Origin of the sequence: Solidesulfovibrio sp., from assembly GCF_029978005.1 — a bacterium.
Lineage (GTDB): Bacteria > Desulfobacterota > Desulfovibrionia > Desulfovibrionales > Desulfovibrionaceae > Solidesulfovibrio.
The window spans coordinates 20304-37879 of record NZ_JARKOZ010000120.1 but is presented as its reverse complement, the minus strand read 5'-3'; the positions used below and the strand labels follow the sequence as shown (position 1 = coordinate 37879).

Here is a 17576-nt window from a genome sequence, read left to right as displayed (position 1 = left end):
ACCTTTTGCCGGCATCGGATCACCAACGGCGCGGCCGAAGGCCTCAACAGCAAGATCATGGCCATCAAGCGCAGGGCGTGCGGTTACCGGAATCGGGAGCACTTCAAGACCGCCATCTACTTCTTCTGCGGTGGATTGGACTTCTATCCCAAACCGGCCTGAGTGCCATTACCCACGGAAAACCCGGAAGGACCATTATTTATGGATAAGTCCTTAGGCATGGTCCCGGATGAACCGGTTGGGCACCGGCACGGGCGACATGATCCGGCGCTGCCGCGAGGCGGGGCTGACGGAACCGGCGTTTTCGGTCTCCGACGGCTTCACGACGACGCTCTGGCGCAAGCCTGTTGTGTCCACCCCCGGAGTCACTCCCGAAGTGCCCCCCTGAAGTGACCCGGGAAGTCGCCCGGGTAGTCGAGGCCATGCGTGGCGAGATGAAACGCATTGAAATCCAGGAAGCTCTGGGGCTCAGCGACGAGGACAGTTTCCGCAAGGTCTACCTCCTTCCCGCTCTGGACGCCGGGGTGATGGAAATGACCATCCCGGACAAGCCCAGAAGCAGCAAACAGCGTTACAGACTGACGGCCCTTGGCAGTGCGCTTCGGGAAAACCTTGCCAACAAATCGGGGTGAACATGATCGGCATCGGGAAGCCGGAACGAGCCACCCAGGATCGGGTGTCCGCCGGCACAAAGGCGGCATCATCTGGCATACTAAGGGCAGCGGCAAGAGCATCGTCATGGTGCTCCTGGCCAAGTGGATTCTGGAAAACAACCCCCATGCCCGGGTTGTCGTCATCACCGACCGTGACGAACTGGACAAGCAGATCGAGCGCGTCTTCACGGAGGCGGGTGAGGCCATAACGCGCACCACCAGCGGCGGAGACCTCATGCGCCGGCTGGGGCAAGGCACTGTATCTGGCGGTGGCCGAAGCCGAGAAGCGCTGGACAATGCAAACGAGGAACTGGTCGGAGATCATGGCCCAGCTTTCGATCTTTTTCCAGGAAAGGCTCAAGGGCTATCTCTGCTGAGCCATCAACCAGGGCGTTTACACAGTTTTTGGGACACTCCCCGGGGCGGCTGGAGAAAACAGGCTTTGGGGCGGGGCGGGGGCTTCCTGGGATTTGGGGGAACGGGCGGGGATCAGGCCCTGGTCCCTTGGGAACGGCCCAGAGGGGGAGGAGGACGCGAGCCTGGGGCTGTCCGGGGGGGCTAGGGGAGTCCCCCCCGGAATCAATCCCTCAGCGTGGAGTAAGGACTGCGGACACCAGAGTGCGTGTCGTTTAGCCGCCCCGGATTCCCCTACGCAGCAAGGCCCCGGCATCGGTGAGGTGGCTGTCGGGGTCGACCGGCTTGCCGTTGACCCGCATCTCAAAGTGCAGGTTGTTGCCCGTGGTGCGTCCGGTCCGCCCCAACCGGCCGACGATGTGGCCCTTCCCGACACGCTCTCCCCGTTTGACGGCAATGGCCTGCAGGTGGGCGTAGCGCGACTTGACGCCATTGCCATGGTCGATGTCCACCACGCGGCCATAGGCTCCCTTCCAGCCGGCGAACACCACGGTCCCTTCCCGGTAGGCAAGCACGGGCAGGCCGGCCGGGCCGGTGATGTCCAGTCCCTTGTGGAATCTTTTGGATTTGCCCAAGGGATCGCTTCGCGTGCCGAAGCCCGAGGAAACGCGCTTATGCGGTTTCTTGGCTTTGACGGCCTTGCCGGCCTCGGCTGGGGCGGACAGACCCACGGCCAGCGCCGCCAGGCACAGGCCAAAGGCGCACTGCCTCAAGGTCCTGGACAGGCCCGAACGTTTCCGCTCTCCTCGCCGCATCATGCCTCCTTTTGACTCACGGTTGCAGGTTTTCCAGTTCCTTTTTCGTCTCCGCGGCCAGCTCCTTGTCCTTGGGCGCGAGGGCCAGCGCCTTTTCCAAATGCTCCTTGGCGGCTTGGGGGACTTTGAGTTCGTATTTATTGACCATGCCGATGTAGTAATGGGCTTCGGCCACGTCGGGCTTTATGGCGAGCACGGCCTTGAAATCCTCGACGGCCTCGGGGAAGTGCCGTTGCTCCAGGTTGACGATGGCGCGGTGGAACAAGGCCCCCACATTCTTGGGATCGATCTTGAGGGCCTCGCCGTAGAAGTGTTCGGCCCGCTGCCAGTCCTTGCCGCGCATGAAGGCGTCGGCCAGTTGCAGGATGGTTTCCTCGTCGTTGGGATTCTGCTGGAGCTTGGTCATGAGCTCCGGCACGGCGGCCATGGGACCCTTGGCCTTAACCTGGGTCCGGGCCGTCCTGGTCCCCTGGACCATGGCGCGGTCGAGAAACGAGGTCAGAAACAGGGCGGCCAGGGCCGTGGCCATGAGGGCCAGGATGGGCTTGCGCAGGGGATGCTCGAGCGCGGCGCTCGCGGACTTGGGCGTCATGCCGCACCTTCCTTCGGGCTTGTCCGCCCGTGTTTGAAACGAATGGCCAACAGCGGCAGCAGGCAGACCAGGACGCTGCCGATCCACACCCAGTTGACCATGGGGTTGACGCTGATCTTGAGTGGGGTCAGACGCTCGCCGTCCAAGTCGTGGACCGTGGCGTAGAGTTCGTCGCCGAGACCGGGCAGGGTCGAGACCTCGGTATGGGGATGGTCGTAGTTGCGGTAGGTCAGGCGCTGGGGCGTGAGCACGCCCACGGGCTTGCCGCCCCGACTGACCGTGATCCGGGCTTCCTCGGCGCGCGTGATTTCCTGGCCGGGCGTGTCGGTCGCGCCAAGGCCTTCGTAGGTGAAGCGGTAGCCGCTGAAGTCGAAGGACTCTCCGGGAGAAAGGGCCTTTTCGACGCTGCGCTGGAAGGGGCCGGACACGGCCACGCCAAGGACGATGACGGCCAGGCCGAGATGGCCGCCATGGCTGGCCCAGAAGCGGCGGCTGCCGAGGGAGCCGGGGACCAGGATGAGGAGCAAGAGCACGGACAGGCAGGCCATGGCCGCGGCGGCCACTCCGGCCACGGCCAGAACCGGCCTGACGTCCAGGGACGCGCCGGCGGCGACCACCGCCAGCCACAGGACGATCAGGCCCGTCGGCACGTCCAGGCGTCTGGGGCCGCCGGTCCAGCCGAACCAGGGAGCAAGGGCCATGACCACGGTCAAGAGCGTGAACAGGGGCAGGCAGACCGTGTTGTAAAAGCCCTGCTCGGCCCCCTTGGGGCTGACTTCCCACAGTTGGCTGAGCACCGGCCAGATGGTGCCGAGCAGGACCACCAGGCCGAGGGCGAGCAGCAGCCAGACCGAGACGACCATGAGCCCCGGACGGCTGCCCAGGCCCGGCAACGCCGGCTCCTCCCGGCGCGGCCGGGAAACGGCCACCAGCCCGGCAAGCGCCACGGCGAACAGCACGCCGGCCAGCAGCGGCCCGCCCACGCCGCCGTCGCCGAAGGCGTGCAGCGACTCGACCACGCCGCTTCGTACCAGGTAGGTGGCGAACAGGCACAGGATGAGCGTCAGGCAGGCCAGGCAGACGTTGGTGCGCGGCAGCACGCTGAAACGCCGTTCCAGCAGGGCGGTGTGCACGAGGGCCGTCGCGGCGAACCAGGGAATGAGCGAGGCGTTTTCCACCGGGTCCCAGGCCCAGTAGCCGCCCCAGCCGAGCTCCATGTAGGACCACCAGCCGCCAAGGAGAATGCCGGCGGTCAGGAACACCCAGGAGCCGAGAATCCAGTTGCGGGCCGCTTCGAGCCAGGAGCGGCCTTCGCCGGAGAGCGTGGCCGCCAGGGCCAGGCAGGCGGGGATGGCGAATCCGGCGTAGCCGAGGAAGAGCAAGGGCGGATGGAAGATCATGCCCACGTTTCGCAGCAGCGGATTGAGCCCCTTGCCGTCGGCGGGCGGCGAGGCGAGCGTGACGAAGGGATTGTTGGGTCCGGTCAAGAGCACCAGGAAGAATCCCTGGAGCGTCAGGAAAAAGAGCCAGAACAGCACCCTCGTGGACGGCTCCAGGGCCTTGTAGCGGGCGGTGCGGGAAAAGATCGTTCCGGCCAGGGCCAGGGTCAGGCCCCAGAAGAGCAGGGAGCCGGCCTGGCCGGCCCAGAAGGCGGTGACCGTATAAAAAAGCGGCAACAGGCTGTCGGAATAGTCCGCGACATAGGCCAGGGAAAAGTCCCGGGAGAGCAGGCCGCCCAGAAGGGCCGCCGAGGCGCAGGCCATCAGGAACGCGGCCGCGTCCTGGCCGTGTTCCAGCCAGGGGAGTTTGCCCTGCTGCCGGCCCCAGGCTTCCAGGCAGGCCAATGCTCCGCCGAGCAGCGAGACGAGCATGGCCAGGAGCAGGGCGAAATGCGCTGCCAGATACATCATTCCTCCAAAACGACGAGGGTTTGCTATGCGGCGGCCGGGACGCCCGCCTGGGCCAGTTCCTTGAGATCGTGGGCCATGGCCGCCAGGGCGGCCGAAGCCTGTTTCGAGTCTTCCACGCCCGAGGCCGTTTCGCGCGACACGGCGTCCACTTCGCGGATGTGGTCGTTGATGGCCGCGTTGGCCGCGCTTTGCTCCTCGGCGGCAAGGGCGATGCGTTCGACCTGACGGGAGGTTTCCTCGACCAGGGGGACGATGCCCTCCAGGGCCTGACCGGACAGCGTGGCCAGGCCGGCGGCATGGCGGACGGCGCAGGCCGCCTCGTCCATGCCGCTGATGCTCGTGCCCACGCCCGACTGGATACGTTCCACGGCCTGGCCGACCTCTTTGGTCGCGGCCATGGTCTTTTCGGCGAGCTTCCTGACCTCGTCGGCGACCACGGCGAAGCCGCGCCCGGCCTCGCCGGCCCGAGCCGCCTCGATGGCGGCGTTTAAGGCCAGCAGGTTGGTCTGGTCGGCGATGTCGGAGATGACGCCCATGATCCGGCCAATGGCCTCGGCCTGGCCGCCCAGGCTGGCCAGGCTCTGCTTGAGCGCTTCGGACAGCTCCTGAACCGCGCCGATGGCGGCCACGGAATCCGAAACCACCGCCGCGCCGTCGCGGGCCTTTTCCCGGGCGTCCTCGGCCAGCCGGGCGGCCTTGGCGGCATTGGCCGCGACCTCCTCCACGCTGGCGCTGACCTGGCCTATGGAAACCACGGCCTCGCCGACGCGTTCGGTCTGGGCGACGGCCCCGGCCGCGACCTGCTCCATCCGGCAGGCGATGCTGTCCGTGGCCTCGGCGATGCGCCAGGCGGCCTGGTCCACGGCGGCATTGACATGTTCCAATCGCTCCAGGTGTCCGGCGGTTTCCCTTTCCTTGCGGGCCATTCCCGTGACGTCCCGGGCGACCTCGAGGTAGCCCAGGGCCGTGCCCTGGTCGTCCAGGACGGGGACGGCGCTGGGTTGCAGAACAAGCGTTCCGGCCGGGGTCGGGTATTCGATGAGCCCGATGTCCTGTCCGCATTGGCGTGCCGGACGCAGCGCCGTGCCGCACAGTCCCGGCTTGACGGCCTGGGTGCAGGCCCGGCCCAGAAGTTCCCGGCGCGGGACGCCGGCCAGATGGGCGGCGGCATCGTTGGCCAGCAAGATGACGTCGTCTTCGCCGGTCATGAATATGGGATCCGGGACGGCCCCGAGCACGGCGGCGTTGAGGGCCAGACTGCCGGCGATGCGGTCGAGCAGATGGTCGATGGCCCGGGAGAGCTCGCCCACTTCGTCGGTTTCGGTACGGCGCAGCCGCAATTGCAGTTCTCCGTCGGCGATCCTGCCGGCCACGGCCGCGATTTCGGCCAGGGGCCGCACCACGCCCCGCCTGACCAGCAACATGACGAGCAGACAAAGGGCCAGGATGACGCCGCCGGTGGCCGCCATGGTCCAGCGCATCAGGTCGATGAGGTCGTCCGAGGCCGTGCCGGCCGACTGGGCAAGGACGGTCTGGGTTTCCTTGAGCGTTTCGATCTGCCCTTCCAGGGTTTCCCGCAACGAGTCGACCTTGAGCATGGCGGCATGGTTCTGTTCCGCATCCCGGTCGCCGCTCGCGCGTGCGGCCGCCAGTCCGGCTTCGACAAAGAAGCGGTAGCCGTCCTCGATGCCCCGCATCTGCCGCAAGCCGGTCTGGTTGCCCGCCTGGTCGAACATCGCGGACAATCGGGCGGCGCTGGATGCGAATTCCTCCCGGAGTTTGGCGATTTCGCCTTCGACCGCGGCGCTGTCGTCGTGCTGCGTCGACAGGGTGTTGATGAGTTGCTGCGTGCGCAGAAGGTTGTCACCCATCTTGTCCGCATGTTGGGCATTGGGCAGCAACTCGTCCACGAAGCGCATGACGGTGCGGTCGATTTTGCCGAGGAGGAGGAAGCCGATGGTTCCATTGAAAACAAAGAGCAACGCCATGACGCCGAAGGCCGCCGAAAGCTTGGCGCTGAGTTTCATCGTTCTCGTGCTTGTCATGCCTTCTCCGGAGGAGGGTTTTCAGGGACGGGTGGCCTAGTCGAAATCGAACAGTTCGCCGAGGAAGGATTTCTTCTTGTTGTAGCCATATCCGCCATGGCTGCCGAGGTGACGGGATGTGGGCATGCTCCGGTCGGCTTGGGCCTGGTACGGCACGTGTCCGGCCCTCTCTGTCTGCTGTTGCGGCAAGGTGGAACGTTCGACGATCTTGTCCAGCTCGCCGCGATCGAGCCAGACGCCGCGACACTGCTGGCAATAATCGATCTCGATGCCGCATCGTTCCGCCATGTGAAGGGGGATGGCGCATTTGGGACATTGCATGGCCGTTCTCCGTACCTGTTTGACGTTTCTCGAAAGACGGAGCGGAGCCTTGCCGCCCCGCTCCGTGTCTTGGGTTAAAGCCAGGGTTACAGGGAGTGGTGCACGCCCGTGCCGTCCATCATGTTGCCGTTCATCATGCCGGCCCCCACCATGCCGCAGCCCATGGAGCCGGCGGGGAGACCGAGCTTGGCCAGTTGGCCCTGCAGGGCGACCTGGGCCGTGATGCACTTGGCGTTCAGGTCGGCAATCTCCCTGGTGAGGGATTGGACCTTTTTGTCGTCGGGAGAGGCGGCCACGATCTGGGCTTCCAGCTCGTACTGCTTGGCGGCGAGCTGCTGGCGCAGAGAGGCCGTTGCGGCGTCGAAGTCGGCATAGGCCTTGTGCACGGCGGCCTGCTTTTCCGGAGTCAGGGCGACGCCTGCGTAGCCGTGCGTCATGCCGTGGCCCGGCATCTGGGCGTTGGCCAAACCGGCGAGACCGAGAAGGGCCGCCAGTGCCAGGGCCAGGGAAACGAGGCGCGTACGGGTCTTCATGGGGAAATTCCTTTGGATGAGCGTGTTGTAATAATGTTTTGATTTCAGTCTGTTGGCTTGTGGCTAATGCCAGACGGCTTCCATGAAATCCCACATGGAGTCGTGCGTTTCCTGGAAGCCGGACGCCGGTGCGGAACCGGCCGCCGGAGCGGCGCTCGTCGTCGCGGACGGCCAGGACATCATGCCGAAGCCGGCGGTCGGCGTGGGCGTGGTCGTCGGGGACGTCCACGCCGTCATGCCGTGGTCCCCGCCGCCCGAGGCGGAGCCGACGAAGCCTTGGGCCTTGGCCTGGGCGCCGGCCAGGAGCGTCAGGCCGAGCAAGGCGGCCGCCGCCAGGAACGAAGTCTTTCTCATGCGAGCCATGTGTCATGCTCCTTGTGCGCGAAGGTTGTCGGCCGGGTGGGCCGCGGGCGCGGCCCGACCCGGTTGTTCCCGATCCGTTACCAGCAGCCGCCGTTGTGGCCGCCGTAACCGCCGTGCCCGGAGCCGCCGTGGTACTGGCCCTGGCCCATATGGCCGGCCTGGCCGTAGGAAGCGCCCATCATCATGCCGCGTCCATGCCCGGGCCCCATGCCGCGGCCGCCCATGGGACCGTAGCTCCCCGTCATTCCGTAGCCGCCCATGTGGCCGTAGGTGGCCGCAGCGACCGTTTGGGTGGCGGCGCCGGTCTGGCCGTTGGCTTGCGCCCGGGCCGATCCGGCATCGGCGAGGGTCAGGGAACCGACGACGAGGGCGATGCCAAGGCCTATGGTCAGGCGACGTGCGATATTCGTGAACATGTTGAACTCCTTGGTGTTGTTGTGGGCTAAGCCCGTTGTTTTACGCCTGTTCCAGGATCTTCTTCATTGCCAGATACTCTTCCTGGTTGATCTCTCCCTTGGCCAGCCGGACCTTGATGATGCCCAGGGAATCCTCCCTGTCGGCGCGGCGGGTTTTGTCGACTTTTCTTAAGCCGAGCAGGAAGAAGACCCCCACGAGAACGGCCGCGAGAAGCAGCGTCGCTCCCAGTCCCCAGAAGAGATGCCCCCCTCCCCAGGGAGTGAAGGCGGGGACTCCGCATTCCCACATTGCTTGCGACCTCCTGGTTTGGCGTGGGATCGTCCGGCCATCGAGTCGCGCCGGATAATCCTGCTCAGGCAACAGGCGTGCCAAAGTCGGAAACAAAGATTATTCATTGAAATAAAAGGGTAAAATCGTAATGGAAAAAGACGGGCGAAGTGAGGCGGAACAAAGCGAGTAAATTCTACTCGACCTGCTATGTCTTGCCCGTTTACTTTTTACGCGGGTGTCCTGTTCTCACCATCGAAGGGCGGCAGCCGGCAGATCACGCCCGCACAAGAGGAAGGCAATGATGCAGACACAATCCAGGCCGGGACCTCGATTTCTGGCCAATATCCCTCCCTGGCTCTACCTCGGTTCGGTGGTCATTCTGGCCGTGGTCATGGCCGTGATGACCACGCGCAACACCCATCGGGAAAATGTCCTGACCGGGCAGACGCTTTTTGAAAAAGGCACGGCGTTCATCCGGGCCTTCGAGGCCGGGGCGCGCCTGGGCCTGGGGATGCATTGGCGGGGAGAGCAATTCCAGGCGCTGCTCGAGGAAACAGCGAGGCAACCCGGCGTCCTGCAACTGGCCGTGACGGATGCCGACGGCCGCATCCTGGCCCACAGCGACAAGACCAAGATCGGCCAGAGCCTTTACGATTCGCAAACCATGGCGGCCCTTCGCGTGGCGGCGCGGGAGAAATGGCGGGCGACGACCCTGCCCGGCGGGCGCAAGGCCTTTGAGGTCTACCGCGCCTTCGAACCCGGGCTGGGCCGCGCCGGGGCCGACGACTGCGGCGAGGAAGCGGAGGGGCATGCCTGTCCCTGGAGCGGATCCCAGGCGGCCCCGGGAGTCGGTCGGCAAGTCATCTTCGCCGACTTCGACCTTGCCCCGTACGAGGCCGCCCTGGCCGAGGACACGCGCAATTCCGTGGTGCTGGCGGCCATCCTCTTCCTGCTCGGCGTCGGCGGCGTCTTGACCCTCTTCTGGGCGCAAAGTTACCGACTTTCCAAACGGCAGCTCAAGGATACACAGGCGTTCTCCACGGAAATCGTCAACAATCTTCCGGTGGGGCTCCTCACCACGGGCAGCGACGGCCGTCTGGCCGTGGTCAACGGCGCGGCCGAGCGGATCGCCGGCTTCAAGGCGGCCGACGTCGTCGGCAAGCTGCCGCAGGAGGTTCTCCCCGCGGTATGGTGCGGCCTTCAGGAGGTCATCGAGGCCGGGGAGCCGGTGACGGAGCGCGAAACCGAGTGCTCCTTCGACGGCGGGAAGAGCCTGCCGCTGAGTGTGAGCGCCTCCAGGATCGTCAACGAGGAAGGCGCGCACCTGGGCAACATCTATATTTTCCGGGATCTCGGCGAGGTGCGGCAACTCCAGGAGGAGGTCCGCCGCCGGGAAAAGCTGGCCGCCCTGGGCGGCCTGGCCGCCGGCGTGGCCCACGAGATCCGAAATCCCCTGTCCTCCATCAAGGGCGCGGCCAAATACTTCGAGGGGCATTTCGCCGCCGGCAGCGAAGGCCGGGTGCTGGCCGAGGTCATGGCCCGGGAGGTGGACAGGCTCAACCGGGTCATCACCGAGCTTTTGGATTTCGCCCGGCCCTCGGACGTCAAGATGCGGCCGACGGACCTCCTGGAACTCGTCGAACGTTCCCTGCGCCTGATCGGGCCGGACGCGACCGCCCACAAGGTGCGGGTGGCCTTTGCCCATGACGGGGAGCTGCCCAAGGTCGCCGTCGACCCCGACCGCTTCGCCCAGGTCCTGCTCAACCTGTGCCTCAACGCCGTCCAGGCCATGGACGGCGGCGGCGTCCTGTCCGTCCGGACCGTCCACGAGGCGGCCCGGGGCCGGGTGCGCATCGACGTCGAGGATACCGGGCAGGGCATCCCGCCCGAAAGTCTGGGGAGCATCTTCAATCCCTATTTTACGACCAAACCCTCGGGCACGGGCCTGGGCCTGGCCATCGCCCAGAAGCTGATCGAGGCGCACCAGGGGGAAATCCAGGCCAAAAGCACGCCCGGCCGGGGTTCCATTTTCTCCATTCTTCTGCCCGCCCGCGCCTGATACGGAGTGAGAGTCATGCCCGCCAAAGCCAAGACCACCGTTCTGGTGGTGGACGACGACCAGAGCCACCGCACCATTTTGCTGGCCCTCATCAACGGCTGGGGCTACGCGGCCGCCGGCGCCGACGACGGAGCCAAGGCCGTGACCCTGGCCAGGGAAAAGCCCTTTGACCTCATCCTCATGGACGTGCGCATGGCCGTCATGGGCGGCATCGAGGCGCTCAAGGCAATCAAGGCCTACAATCCCGCTATCCCGGTGCTCATCATGACCGCCTATTCCAACGTGGAGTCGGCGGTGGAGGCCATCAAGGCCGGGGCCTACGACTACCTGACCAAGCCGCTGGACTTCGACGTGCTGCGCCTGACCATGGAGCGGGCCCTGGAGCACGTTTCGCTCAAGGCCGAAAACAGGGAGCTTCGAGAGCGCCTGGTCTGCGCCTTCGACCCTCGGAGCATTATCGGCAACAGTCCGGCCATGCGCCGGCTCATGGACATGGTGGCCATGGTCGCGCCCTCCGAGGCCACGGTGCTCGTGACCGGGGAATCCGGCACGGGCAAGGAACTCATCGCCCGGGCCATCCATGCCAACAGCCCCCGCCGGGGCGGTCCCCTGGTCACTGTCAACTGCGCGGCCTTAAGCGAAACACTGCTCGAATCCGAGCTTTTCGGCCACGAGAAGGGAGCCTTTTCCGGCGCGGACAAGCGTCGCGAAGGGCGCTTCATGCAGGCCGACAAGGGCACCATTTTCCTCGACGAGATCGGCGAGACCTCCGCCGCCATGCAGGCCAAGCTCCTGCGGGCGATCCAGGAGCGGGAAATCCAGCGGGTGGGGAGCGACCGAACCCTGCGTGTGGACGTGCGCATCGTGGCGGCCACCAACCGGGACCTGAAAGCGGAGGTCGCGGCCGGGCGGTTCCGGGAAGACCTGTACTACCGGCTCAACGTCATGGCCCTCGCCGTGCCGCCGCTTCGGGAGCGAGGCGAGGATGTGCCGCTTTTGGCCATGCATTTCCTGCACAGATTCGCCGAGGCCAACCGGAAGGTCGCCAAGGGGTTTACGCCTTTGGCCATGGACATGCTGCTCAAGCACCAGTGGCCGGGCAACGTGCGCGAACTGGAAAACGCGGTGGAGCGGGCGGTCGTGCTCATGCCCGGCGATTTCGTCACGGAAAGGGAGCTGCCGCTCGGCGTCGTCCAGGCATCCGCGCCGCAGGAACCGGAGCCCGGCCAGGGGGGGCTGCCGGCCGGGCCGACGGCGATCCAGCCTTTGGAAGCGGTCGAACGCGAGGCCATCCTGGCCGCATTGGAGGTGACAGGCGGCAATAAGACCGAAGCGGCCAAACAGCTCGGCATCACGAGGAAGACACTTTTAGCAAAGTTGCAGCGGTGAAGGTTGCAAAAATAGTTTGACCGCCGCATCCCGGAGAACGCTTCGCGGTCGGGGTCGTAGAGCTTGGTCGTGCGGTAGAGGGGGCAGAAAGAAGCTGCCCTCCAGGAAACAGGCCGCCCGCCCGGGGTACGCGTCGGGCCAGCGGTGGCCGAGGAAGATGCGCCCGCCTCGCCTGCCCAGGCTGGCCACTTCGTCGCTGCCGATTTTGACCGCTGTGAGCGACGGCCGCACGGACAACGCATGCCGCCGGTCGAGCTCGTCTTCGTCGCTCACGGCCATGTCCAGCTCGTAGATCCGCGAGGCACCTGGGGGCTGTCCGGGGCAAAGGTTGGAAGCAGGGACCGCGCCAGGCTGAAGCGCCTGACCCGGTCCCCCCCGCAGGTTACGTCCAGCCGAGATCTTCCCGCTTCTGGTTGAAATCCGAGATGATGCGATTTGCCAGATTGACCGGATCCGTGTCCACGATCATCGCCGAGCCAAGGAGTTCGGCTGTGCCGCCGTAAATGAAGCCCATGACGGCGTCCGAACCTTGCACCGGGGCGTGGACGCAATGGTAGGAATTGAAGCCGAGCATGCGGAAGCTCAGGGCCGCACCCACGCCCTTTTCGTTGGACCACTCCGGCGTGACTTCGGCGTAGGGCAGGTCCTTGAAGGGATGCCCCAGCATGTCGGCCACGGTGCGGAAAAATACGGCGGCATGGGCGTTGTCGATGCATTCGCCCATGTGCCACACCGGTGGCATGTCGTCGCCCAGGAAACGTTTGAGACCCTCGCTGCAACGCTCCTGCGCCTTGACCGTGCAGTAGCCGAGTTTGGCCATGGGGAAGGAGGCGCAGCCGTTGGCCAGGACCAGGATGTCGTTTTGCAACAGGACGTCGACGATATCCACGATGGCTTTTTCGTAGACGATGCGCGTGTTGGTGCAGCCGGCCAGGTTGATGACGCCGCGGATGGTCCCGTTGCGCAGGGCCTCGGCCACGGGCGCGACGCTGCCGCCGTAGCGCTTGTTGAGATACTCCAGGCAAAATCCCACTTCGGCCTCGACTTCGTAGGGAGGGATGTGGACCGGCACGTCGCGGCGTTGCGTGTAGCTCTCGACGGCCCGGGTGAGGATCTTCTCCGCCAGGTCGCCGATCCGGTCCAGGTCGGACAGGTCGCGTTTGTAGCCGTAGTGCTCGGCGCCGGGCAGACGGGTGGATTCGTTGGTGGTGACGACCACGGTTTTGAAGCAGTTGGCCACGTCCATGATGGCCGGGAAAATGTCCTGGATGTCGGCGACCCAGAGGTCCAGGGCGCCGGTGGCCAGCACCAGTTCGGCCCCGTTGGCGTTGGCCAGGGGAATGACGCCGCCGAGCCGGTACATGGCGGACAGCCCCGAGCAGCAGATGCCGTAGAAGCGGATGCCCCCGGCGCCGGCCGCCCGGGCCATGGCCGTGAACTTTTCGGTCCGGGCCAGCCGGACGATCTCCATGGCGAGCATAGGGGCGTGGCCGTGGATGGCGATGTTGACGCAGCCCTTTTCCAGGGCCCCCAGGTTGACCTTGGACGTGGCCCGGGTGGGCACGCCGTAGAGGCAGTCGCTGGCGATGGAGCCGCCGACCACGCTCGACATGGAAAAGGCGATGCCGCAGCGCAGGAACTGGTCCATCACCTTGCGCCAGTCGCCCTGGTTGCCGGTGACGGTCTGGTGCAGGGCCTCGAAGACCTCGTGGTAGGCACTGACAGGCAAAAGCCCGAGCTGCTCCCAGACCTGGCGGCGCTCGGGCGTGGCGACGGCGGACAGCGTGCGGTGGGGACCCGGCACGGTGCGGCTCATGTCTTCGAGCAGGATGTCCGCGATGCGCCCCGCCAGGGCTTCGACGGACTGCCCTTCGACCTCCAGGCCGAACATCTTGGCCGTGGCCAGGACTTTTTCCCGGCCGAGGATGGGGATCTTGATCTCGCCGGCGGCGGCCTTGCGCAGGGCCAGCATGACCTCGCGGGCCCGGGAACCGTGGGCCGAGACCCCGGCCGCGGCGTGCCGGCAGAGATTGCGGGCCACGATCAGGTCGGCTCCGGCCCCGCACACGCCCCGGGGGGATTTCTTCGTGATCTTGCACGGACCGAGCGTGCAGTTTTTGCAGCACACCCCGGCCAGGCCGAAGGTGCATTGGGGCTTTTGCTGATCGAAGCGGTCGAAGCAGTTCTCGCAGCCCAGGCGGTCCATGTAGGCCACCATCTCGCGCACCGCCGGATCCGGCGCCTGGGCCATGACTTCGGCCTTGCTGGCGAAGGTTTTGCGGTATTGGGCGACGGCCGTGGCGTAGTCGTTGCAGGCGTCCGGGCCATGGTGATGATGGTGGTGGTGCCCGTCGTGATCGTGGGAATGGTGGTGCGACCCCTCGTCGTGGGAATGCGCTGCCATGTCTGGTCCTCCATTGCGTCCGGCGCGCGGCGGGCGTCCGCCCGCGTGCGCCCGTTGTTGTCGAAACGCCCCGCGCCGCCCGACGCCGCAGCCGCCGGACGTGAGGCCGCCGCCCAATGCGCCCTAGCCCTTTTGCGACAGGAAGCTGATGATCCTGTTGCGGATCTCGTAAAAACGGGGATGCTCGATGATGCTTATCCGTTTGCGCGGGCGGGGAATGTCCACCTCGATCTCGTCCATGAACTTGGCCTGCGGCCCCGGCGACATGAGCATGATGCGGTCGGAGAGCAGGATGGCCTCGTCCACGTCGTGGGTGACCATGAAGATGGTGATGCCCGTCTCCTCCCACATGCGCACCAGTTCGTCCTGGATGACGCCGCGGGTCAGGGCGTCGATCTGGGCGAAGGGCTCGTCGAGGAGCATGATGCTCGGCTTGACCGAAAAGGCCCGGGCGATGCCGGCGCGCTGGCGCATGCCGCCGGAGAGTTCCCAGGGGCGCTTGTTGGCGGCGCCGGACAGGCCGACCATGTCCAGGTACTTGTCGACCCAGTCGGCGACCTGCTGCTTGGACCATTCCGGGTAGCGGGCCCTGACCGCCAGCCGGACGTTGCCGAACACGGTCAGCCAGGGCATCAGGGCGAAGTTCTGGAACACGACCATGCGGTCCAGACCCGGCTCCTGGACCTCGCGCCCGTTGAGGATGATGTGGCCGGAGTTGGCCGTGTCGATTCCGGCGATGATGTTGAGCAGGGTCGACTTGCCGCAGCCGGAATGCCCGAGCACCGACAGATACTCCTTCTCCCTGACCTGCAGCGAGAGGTCGCGGAACACGCAGAAGGGCTCCTTCTGGCCGGACAGGGTGAAATGCTTCGATATCTTCTCCACTTCCAACATGGCCTTGGACACGGTTGTTCCCCCTTGGCGGCGCGATCCGCCGCGATCGTCCTGCGGCAGGACGCCGACGGGTCCGAAGAGCGGCGCCGCCGCAGGCGCCTGGTCCTCTGGTTCGGTTCTAGTCCACATAGGCCAGCCCTCCGGCGAGCCTGCTGAACAGGTTGTCGATCAGCACGCCCACCACGCCGATGATCAGGATGGCGAAGATGACGCTGGCCAGGGACAGGTTGTTCCATTCGTTCCATACGAAATAGCCCAGGCCCAGGGAGCCGAGCAGGGCTTCGGCCGGCACGATGGCCACCCAGGCGCTGCCCATGGAGATCTTGAGTCCGGCCACGATGGTCGGTCCGGCGGCCGGCAGGATGACCTTGCACACCTTGGTCAGAGGCTTCATCTGCAGGATGTTGGCGATATTGAGATAGTCGGCTTTGATGTTGGAGACGCCGAAGGCGGTGTTGGCCAGGGTGGGCCACAGGCTGGCCATGAACACCACCAGCAGGGCGGCCCAGCCGCTGTCCTTGACCGAATAGAGCAGCAGCGGCATCCAGGCGATGGGCGAGATGGCCTTGAGCATCTGGATATAGGGGTTGAGGGCCTTGAACAGGGTTTGGTTGAGGCCGAGGATCACGCCGAGCAGGATGGCCACCACGGACCCGGCCAGAAAGCCCGTGCACAGCCGGGCCAGGCTGTAGGCGGTGAGGATGGCGATGCCCTTGTCGTTGGGCCCGCCGTCGTAGAAAGGCCTGGACAGGAAGAACCAGGATTCCCGGGCCACGGCCGCGGGGCTCGGGAAGGTCTTGGAGGTCAAGGCGAAAAGCGCCCATACGCCCAGGAAAAGCAGCAGGACGACGAGGCTCAGCCATATCCAGCCCTTGGCGGTGTCGGAGGGGACTGCCATGTGCAACGATCCTTCTGCGCCCTTTCGCCCCGCGCGGCGGGAAAGGGCTTTGTTGTTGTTGTCGTGAAAGGCCTTGGCCGCCCTTTCGCGCCGGCGCGCGGGGGAGGGGCGGACATGGCCCGGCCCGCCGGCGCGCGCGGTCCTTTCGCGCCGTGGGCGGGGGAAGCCTTCCGGGTTGCTAGCCGCGCCGGATGGGGAAGCTGTCCAAGTATTGCTGGGGGTTGGCCGGATCGAATTCCTTGCCCATGATGACGTGCCGGGCGTAGGGCGAGCCGGTCGGCGCGGGATACCCCTCCTGCTCCATGATGTTCTTGCATTCCGCGGACAAGAAGACCTCGTCGGCGATCTTGCGGTAGTCCACGTCGCCCTGGAGGTAGCCCCAGCGCTTCATCTGGGTCAGGATCCAGACCGCCATGGAATTCCAGGGGAAGGGGTGGAAGCTGATGCGGTCGGGGATGTGGCGCATGTTGCCCAGGCCGTCAGGGAAATCGCCCGTCAGAACCTGCTCGATGACCTCCACGGGCTGGTTGAGGTAGTTGCGCGGAGCGATGGCCTTGGCGATGTCCTTGCGGTTCTTGTGGTCCGTGGCGAACACCGTGGCGTCCACGATGGCCTGGAAGGCGGCCTGGAAAGTGTTGGGCATCTGGGTCACGAACTCCCGGCTGCAGGCGAAGGCGCAGCACGGGTGGTCGGGCCAGATGTCATGGGTCAACTTGAAGATGAAGCCGGCGTCCTCGAAGACGGCCCGCTGGTTGAACGGCTCGGGTCCGATGAAGCCGTCCACGTTCTCCGCCTTGAGGTTGGCCACCATCTCGGCCGGATTGACCACCCGCAGTTTCACGTCCTTGTCCGGGTCCACGCCGCCTTCGGCCAGGTAGTAGCGCAACAGCAGGTTGTGGATGGAGAACTCGAAGGGGATGCACAGGGTCATGCCCTTGAGTTGGCTGGCCTCGGTGAGGTCCTTGTGTTTTTTGTGCAGGACGATGGCCTGGCCGTTGAGGTTCTCCAGGGCGGGTATGACGAAGGGTGTGGTGGACGAACCGACGCCCGTGGTCAGCGCCAGGGGCATGGGGGCCAGCATGTGGGCGCAGTCGATCTGCTTGGACACGGCCCAGTCGCGGATCATGGCCCAGCCCGCGCCCTTGACCACTTCCGTGCCTTTGAGGCCATGCTTCTCGTAAAAGCCCATGGGGTGCGCCATGATGATGGGCGTGGCGCAGTTTATGGGGATGAACCCGATTTTCAGGGCGGTTTTCTCCAGGTCTTTGGGCGGATCGTTCGCCAAGGCCTTGGCCGCGTTTATGGGGAAGATGTCGGCGATGACGGCCATGGCTCCGGCCAAGCCAAGCTGTCGGATGAAGCCGCGCCGGGTGACCGTCCGGCCGCGGAAGATCCCGTGCAGCACGGCCTCTTCCACGGCCCGGCCGATGATCGTCTCGCGGTCCTGTGTTCCGGCGAGGACACGCTCCTCGCCAGTTGCCGCGCTGTCGGCCGTGCCGCCGGCGGCTGGGCGGTCCGAATTCTTGGTCTTGTCCGTCATGACCCCCTCGCTGGTGTTTACGGTGAAAAAGGATGGGCGCTGACAATGACCCCCTGCCTCACGAACGGAGAAGCGTCGTTTTTGAGCAAGCATTCCCCGGTATCCACCGTCGCGGCTCT

Annotated in this window: 18 protein-coding genes; 5 read left to right on the top strand and 13 right to left on the bottom strand. The window is 65.7% G+C overall.

Annotated features, from left to right (window positions below; genetic code table 11):
* The 3 genes from Q1K70_RS13695 to Q1K70_RS22160 form a co-directional block, all read left to right on the top strand.
* Positions 1-162, top strand: a 162-nt coding sequence (locus tag Q1K70_RS13695; protein WP_300160682.1) for a transposase, incomplete at its 5' end; no start/stop codon positions are given.
* A 227-nt stretch (positions 163-389) separates the two neighbouring features.
* The gene (locus tag Q1K70_RS13690) at positions 390-632 is read left to right on the top strand and encodes a Fic family protein (protein WP_366521704.1); all 243 of its coding nucleotides are present in this window, start codon (positions 390-392) and stop codon (positions 630-632) included.
* Entirely contained in the window at positions 595-1215 is a 621-nt protein-coding gene (locus tag Q1K70_RS22160) for a DEAD/DEAH box helicase family protein (RefSeq protein WP_366521705.1), read from the top strand. The genes Q1K70_RS13690 and Q1K70_RS22160 overlap by 38 nt, the downstream gene beginning before the upstream one ends.
* A gap of 67 nt (positions 1216-1282) precedes the next feature.
* On the opposite strand, the gene Q1K70_RS13685 is transcribed toward Q1K70_RS22160, so the two are convergent.
* The 9 genes from Q1K70_RS13685 to Q1K70_RS13645 form a co-directional block, all read right to left on the bottom strand.
* Positions 1283-1825 carry a M23 family metallopeptidase gene (locus tag Q1K70_RS13685; RefSeq protein WP_300160678.1) on the bottom strand — a complete coding sequence of 181 codons (543 nt, stop codon included), beginning with the start codon at positions 1823-1825 and terminating at the stop codon, positions 1283-1285.
* A gap of 13 nt (positions 1826-1838) precedes the next feature.
* The gene (locus tag Q1K70_RS13680; RefSeq protein ID WP_300160676.1) at positions 1839-2414 is read right to left on the bottom strand and encodes a tetratricopeptide repeat protein; all 576 of its coding nucleotides are present in this window, start codon (positions 2412-2414) and stop codon (positions 1839-1841) included.
* Positions 2411-4321, bottom strand: a complete 1911-nt coding sequence (ccsA, locus tag Q1K70_RS13675) for a cytochrome c biogenesis protein CcsA (RefSeq protein ID WP_300160674.1) — start codon at positions 4319-4321, stop codon at positions 2411-2413. The genes Q1K70_RS13680 and ccsA overlap by 4 nt, the downstream gene beginning before the upstream one ends.
* 26 nt (positions 4322-4347) lie before the next feature.
* Complete coding sequence (locus Q1K70_RS13670; RefSeq protein WP_300160672.1) at positions 4348-6351, bottom strand: methyl-accepting chemotaxis protein; 2004 nt, start codon at positions 6349-6351, stop codon at positions 4348-4350.
* A 54-nt stretch (positions 6352-6405) separates the two neighbouring features.
* Complete coding sequence (locus tag Q1K70_RS13665; RefSeq protein ID WP_300160670.1) at positions 6406-6690, bottom strand: zf-TFIIB domain-containing protein; 285 nt, start codon at positions 6688-6690, stop codon at positions 6406-6408.
* Between the two features lie 86 nt (positions 6691-6776).
* Positions 6777-7223, bottom strand: coding sequence for a periplasmic heavy metal sensor (locus Q1K70_RS13660; RefSeq protein WP_300160668.1), 447 nt, complete (start codon positions 7221-7223; stop codon positions 6777-6779).
* Positions 7224-7286: 63 nt separating this feature from the next.
* Positions 7287-7586 carry a hypothetical protein gene (locus Q1K70_RS13655; RefSeq protein WP_300160666.1) on the bottom strand — a complete coding sequence of 100 codons (300 nt, stop codon included), beginning with the start codon at positions 7584-7586 and terminating at the stop codon, positions 7287-7289.
* A 77-nt stretch (positions 7587-7663) separates the two neighbouring features.
* The gene (locus Q1K70_RS13650; protein WP_300160664.1) at positions 7664-8002 is read right to left on the bottom strand and encodes a hypothetical protein; all 339 of its coding nucleotides are present in this window, start codon (positions 8000-8002) and stop codon (positions 7664-7666) included.
* Positions 8003-8042: 40 nt separating this feature from the next.
* A complete protein-coding gene (locus Q1K70_RS13645; protein WP_300160662.1) occupies positions 8043-8291 on the bottom strand; it encodes an SHOCT domain-containing protein in 249 nt (82 codons plus the stop codon).
* A gap of 280 nt (positions 8292-8571) precedes the next feature.
* On the opposite strand from Q1K70_RS13645, the gene Q1K70_RS13640 reads away from it, so the two are divergent.
* A complete protein-coding gene (locus Q1K70_RS13640; RefSeq protein WP_300160661.1) occupies positions 8572-10332 on the top strand; it encodes an ATP-binding protein in 1761 nt (586 codons plus the stop codon).
* Positions 10333-10347: 15 nt separating this feature from the next.
* The gene (locus tag Q1K70_RS13635; protein WP_300160659.1) at positions 10348-11721 is read left to right on the top strand and encodes a sigma 54-interacting transcriptional regulator; all 1374 of its coding nucleotides are present in this window, start codon (positions 10348-10350) and stop codon (positions 11719-11721) included.
* Between the two features lie 382 nt (positions 11722-12103).
* On the opposite strand, the gene Q1K70_RS13630 is transcribed toward Q1K70_RS13635, so the two are convergent.
* The 4 genes from Q1K70_RS13630 to Q1K70_RS13615 form a co-directional block, all read right to left on the bottom strand.
* Positions 12104-14125, bottom strand: a complete 2022-nt coding sequence (locus Q1K70_RS13630; protein ID WP_300160657.1) for a hypothetical protein — start codon at positions 14123-14125, stop codon at positions 12104-12106.
* Positions 14126-14248: 123 nt separating this feature from the next.
* Positions 14249-15031, bottom strand: a complete 783-nt coding sequence (locus Q1K70_RS13625) for an ABC transporter ATP-binding protein (RefSeq protein ID WP_300160655.1) — start codon at positions 15029-15031, stop codon at positions 14249-14251.
* 106 nt (positions 15032-15137) lie between these two features.
* The gene (locus Q1K70_RS13620) at positions 15138-15917 is read right to left on the bottom strand and encodes an ABC transporter permease subunit (protein WP_300160653.1); all 780 of its coding nucleotides are present in this window, start codon (positions 15915-15917) and stop codon (positions 15138-15140) included.
* A gap of 178 nt (positions 15918-16095) precedes the next feature.
* Positions 16096-17457 carry a CmpA/NrtA family ABC transporter substrate-binding protein gene (locus tag Q1K70_RS13615; protein ID WP_300160651.1) on the bottom strand — a complete coding sequence of 454 codons (1362 nt, stop codon included), beginning with the start codon at positions 17455-17457 and terminating at the stop codon, positions 16096-16098.
* Between the last annotated feature and the right edge of the window lie 119 nt (positions 17458-17576).

What these genes read in the sequence shown, in the direction of transcription:
- Q1K70_RS13685 (WP_300160678.1), bottom strand. Translation starts at nt 1,825, where the DNA reads ATGATGCGGCGAGGAGAGCGGAAACGTTCGGGCCTGTCCAGGACCTTG.
- Q1K70_RS13680 (WP_300160676.1), bottom strand. Translation starts at nt 2,414, where the DNA reads ATGACGCCCAAGTCCGCGAGCGCCGCGCTCGAGCATCCCCTGCGCAAG.
- ccsA (WP_300160674.1), bottom strand. Translation starts at nt 4,321, where the DNA reads ATGTATCTGGCAGCGCATTTCGCCCTGCTCCTGGCCATGCTCGTCTCG.
- Q1K70_RS13670 (WP_300160672.1), bottom strand. Translation starts at nt 6,351, where the DNA reads ATGAAACTCAGCGCCAAGCTTTCGGCGGCCTTCGGCGTCATGGCGTTG.
- Q1K70_RS13665 (WP_300160670.1), bottom strand. Translation starts at nt 6,690, where the DNA reads ATGCAATGTCCCAAATGCGCCATCCCCCTTCACATGGCGGAACGATGC.
- Q1K70_RS13660 (WP_300160668.1), bottom strand. Translation starts at nt 7,223, where the DNA reads ATGAAGACCCGTACGCGCCTCGTTTCCCTGGCCCTGGCACTGGCGGCC.
- Q1K70_RS13655 (WP_300160666.1), bottom strand. Translation starts at nt 7,586, where the DNA reads ATGGCTCGCATGAGAAAGACTTCGTTCCTGGCGGCGGCCGCCTTGCTC.
- Q1K70_RS13650 (WP_300160664.1), bottom strand. Translation starts at nt 8,002, where the DNA reads ATGTTCACGAATATCGCACGTCGCCTGACCATAGGCCTTGGCATCGCC.
- Q1K70_RS13645 (WP_300160662.1), bottom strand. Translation starts at nt 8,291, where the DNA reads ATGTGGGAATGCGGAGTCCCCGCCTTCACTCCCTGGGGAGGGGGGCAT.
- Q1K70_RS13640 (WP_300160661.1), top strand. Translation starts at nt 8,572, where the DNA reads ATGATGCAGACACAATCCAGGCCGGGACCTCGATTTCTGGCCAATATC.
- Q1K70_RS13635 (WP_300160659.1), top strand. Translation starts at nt 10,348, where the DNA reads ATGCCCGCCAAAGCCAAGACCACCGTTCTGGTGGTGGACGACGACCAG.
- Q1K70_RS13630 (WP_300160657.1), bottom strand. Translation starts at nt 14,125, where the DNA reads ATGGCAGCGCATTCCCACGACGAGGGGTCGCACCACCATTCCCACGAT.
- Q1K70_RS13620 (WP_300160653.1), bottom strand. Translation starts at nt 15,917, where the DNA reads ATGGCAGTCCCCTCCGACACCGCCAAGGGCTGGATATGGCTGAGCCTC.
- Q1K70_RS13615 (WP_300160651.1), bottom strand. Translation starts at nt 17,457, where the DNA reads ATGACGGACAAGACCAAGAATTCGGACCGCCCAGCCGCCGGCGGCACG.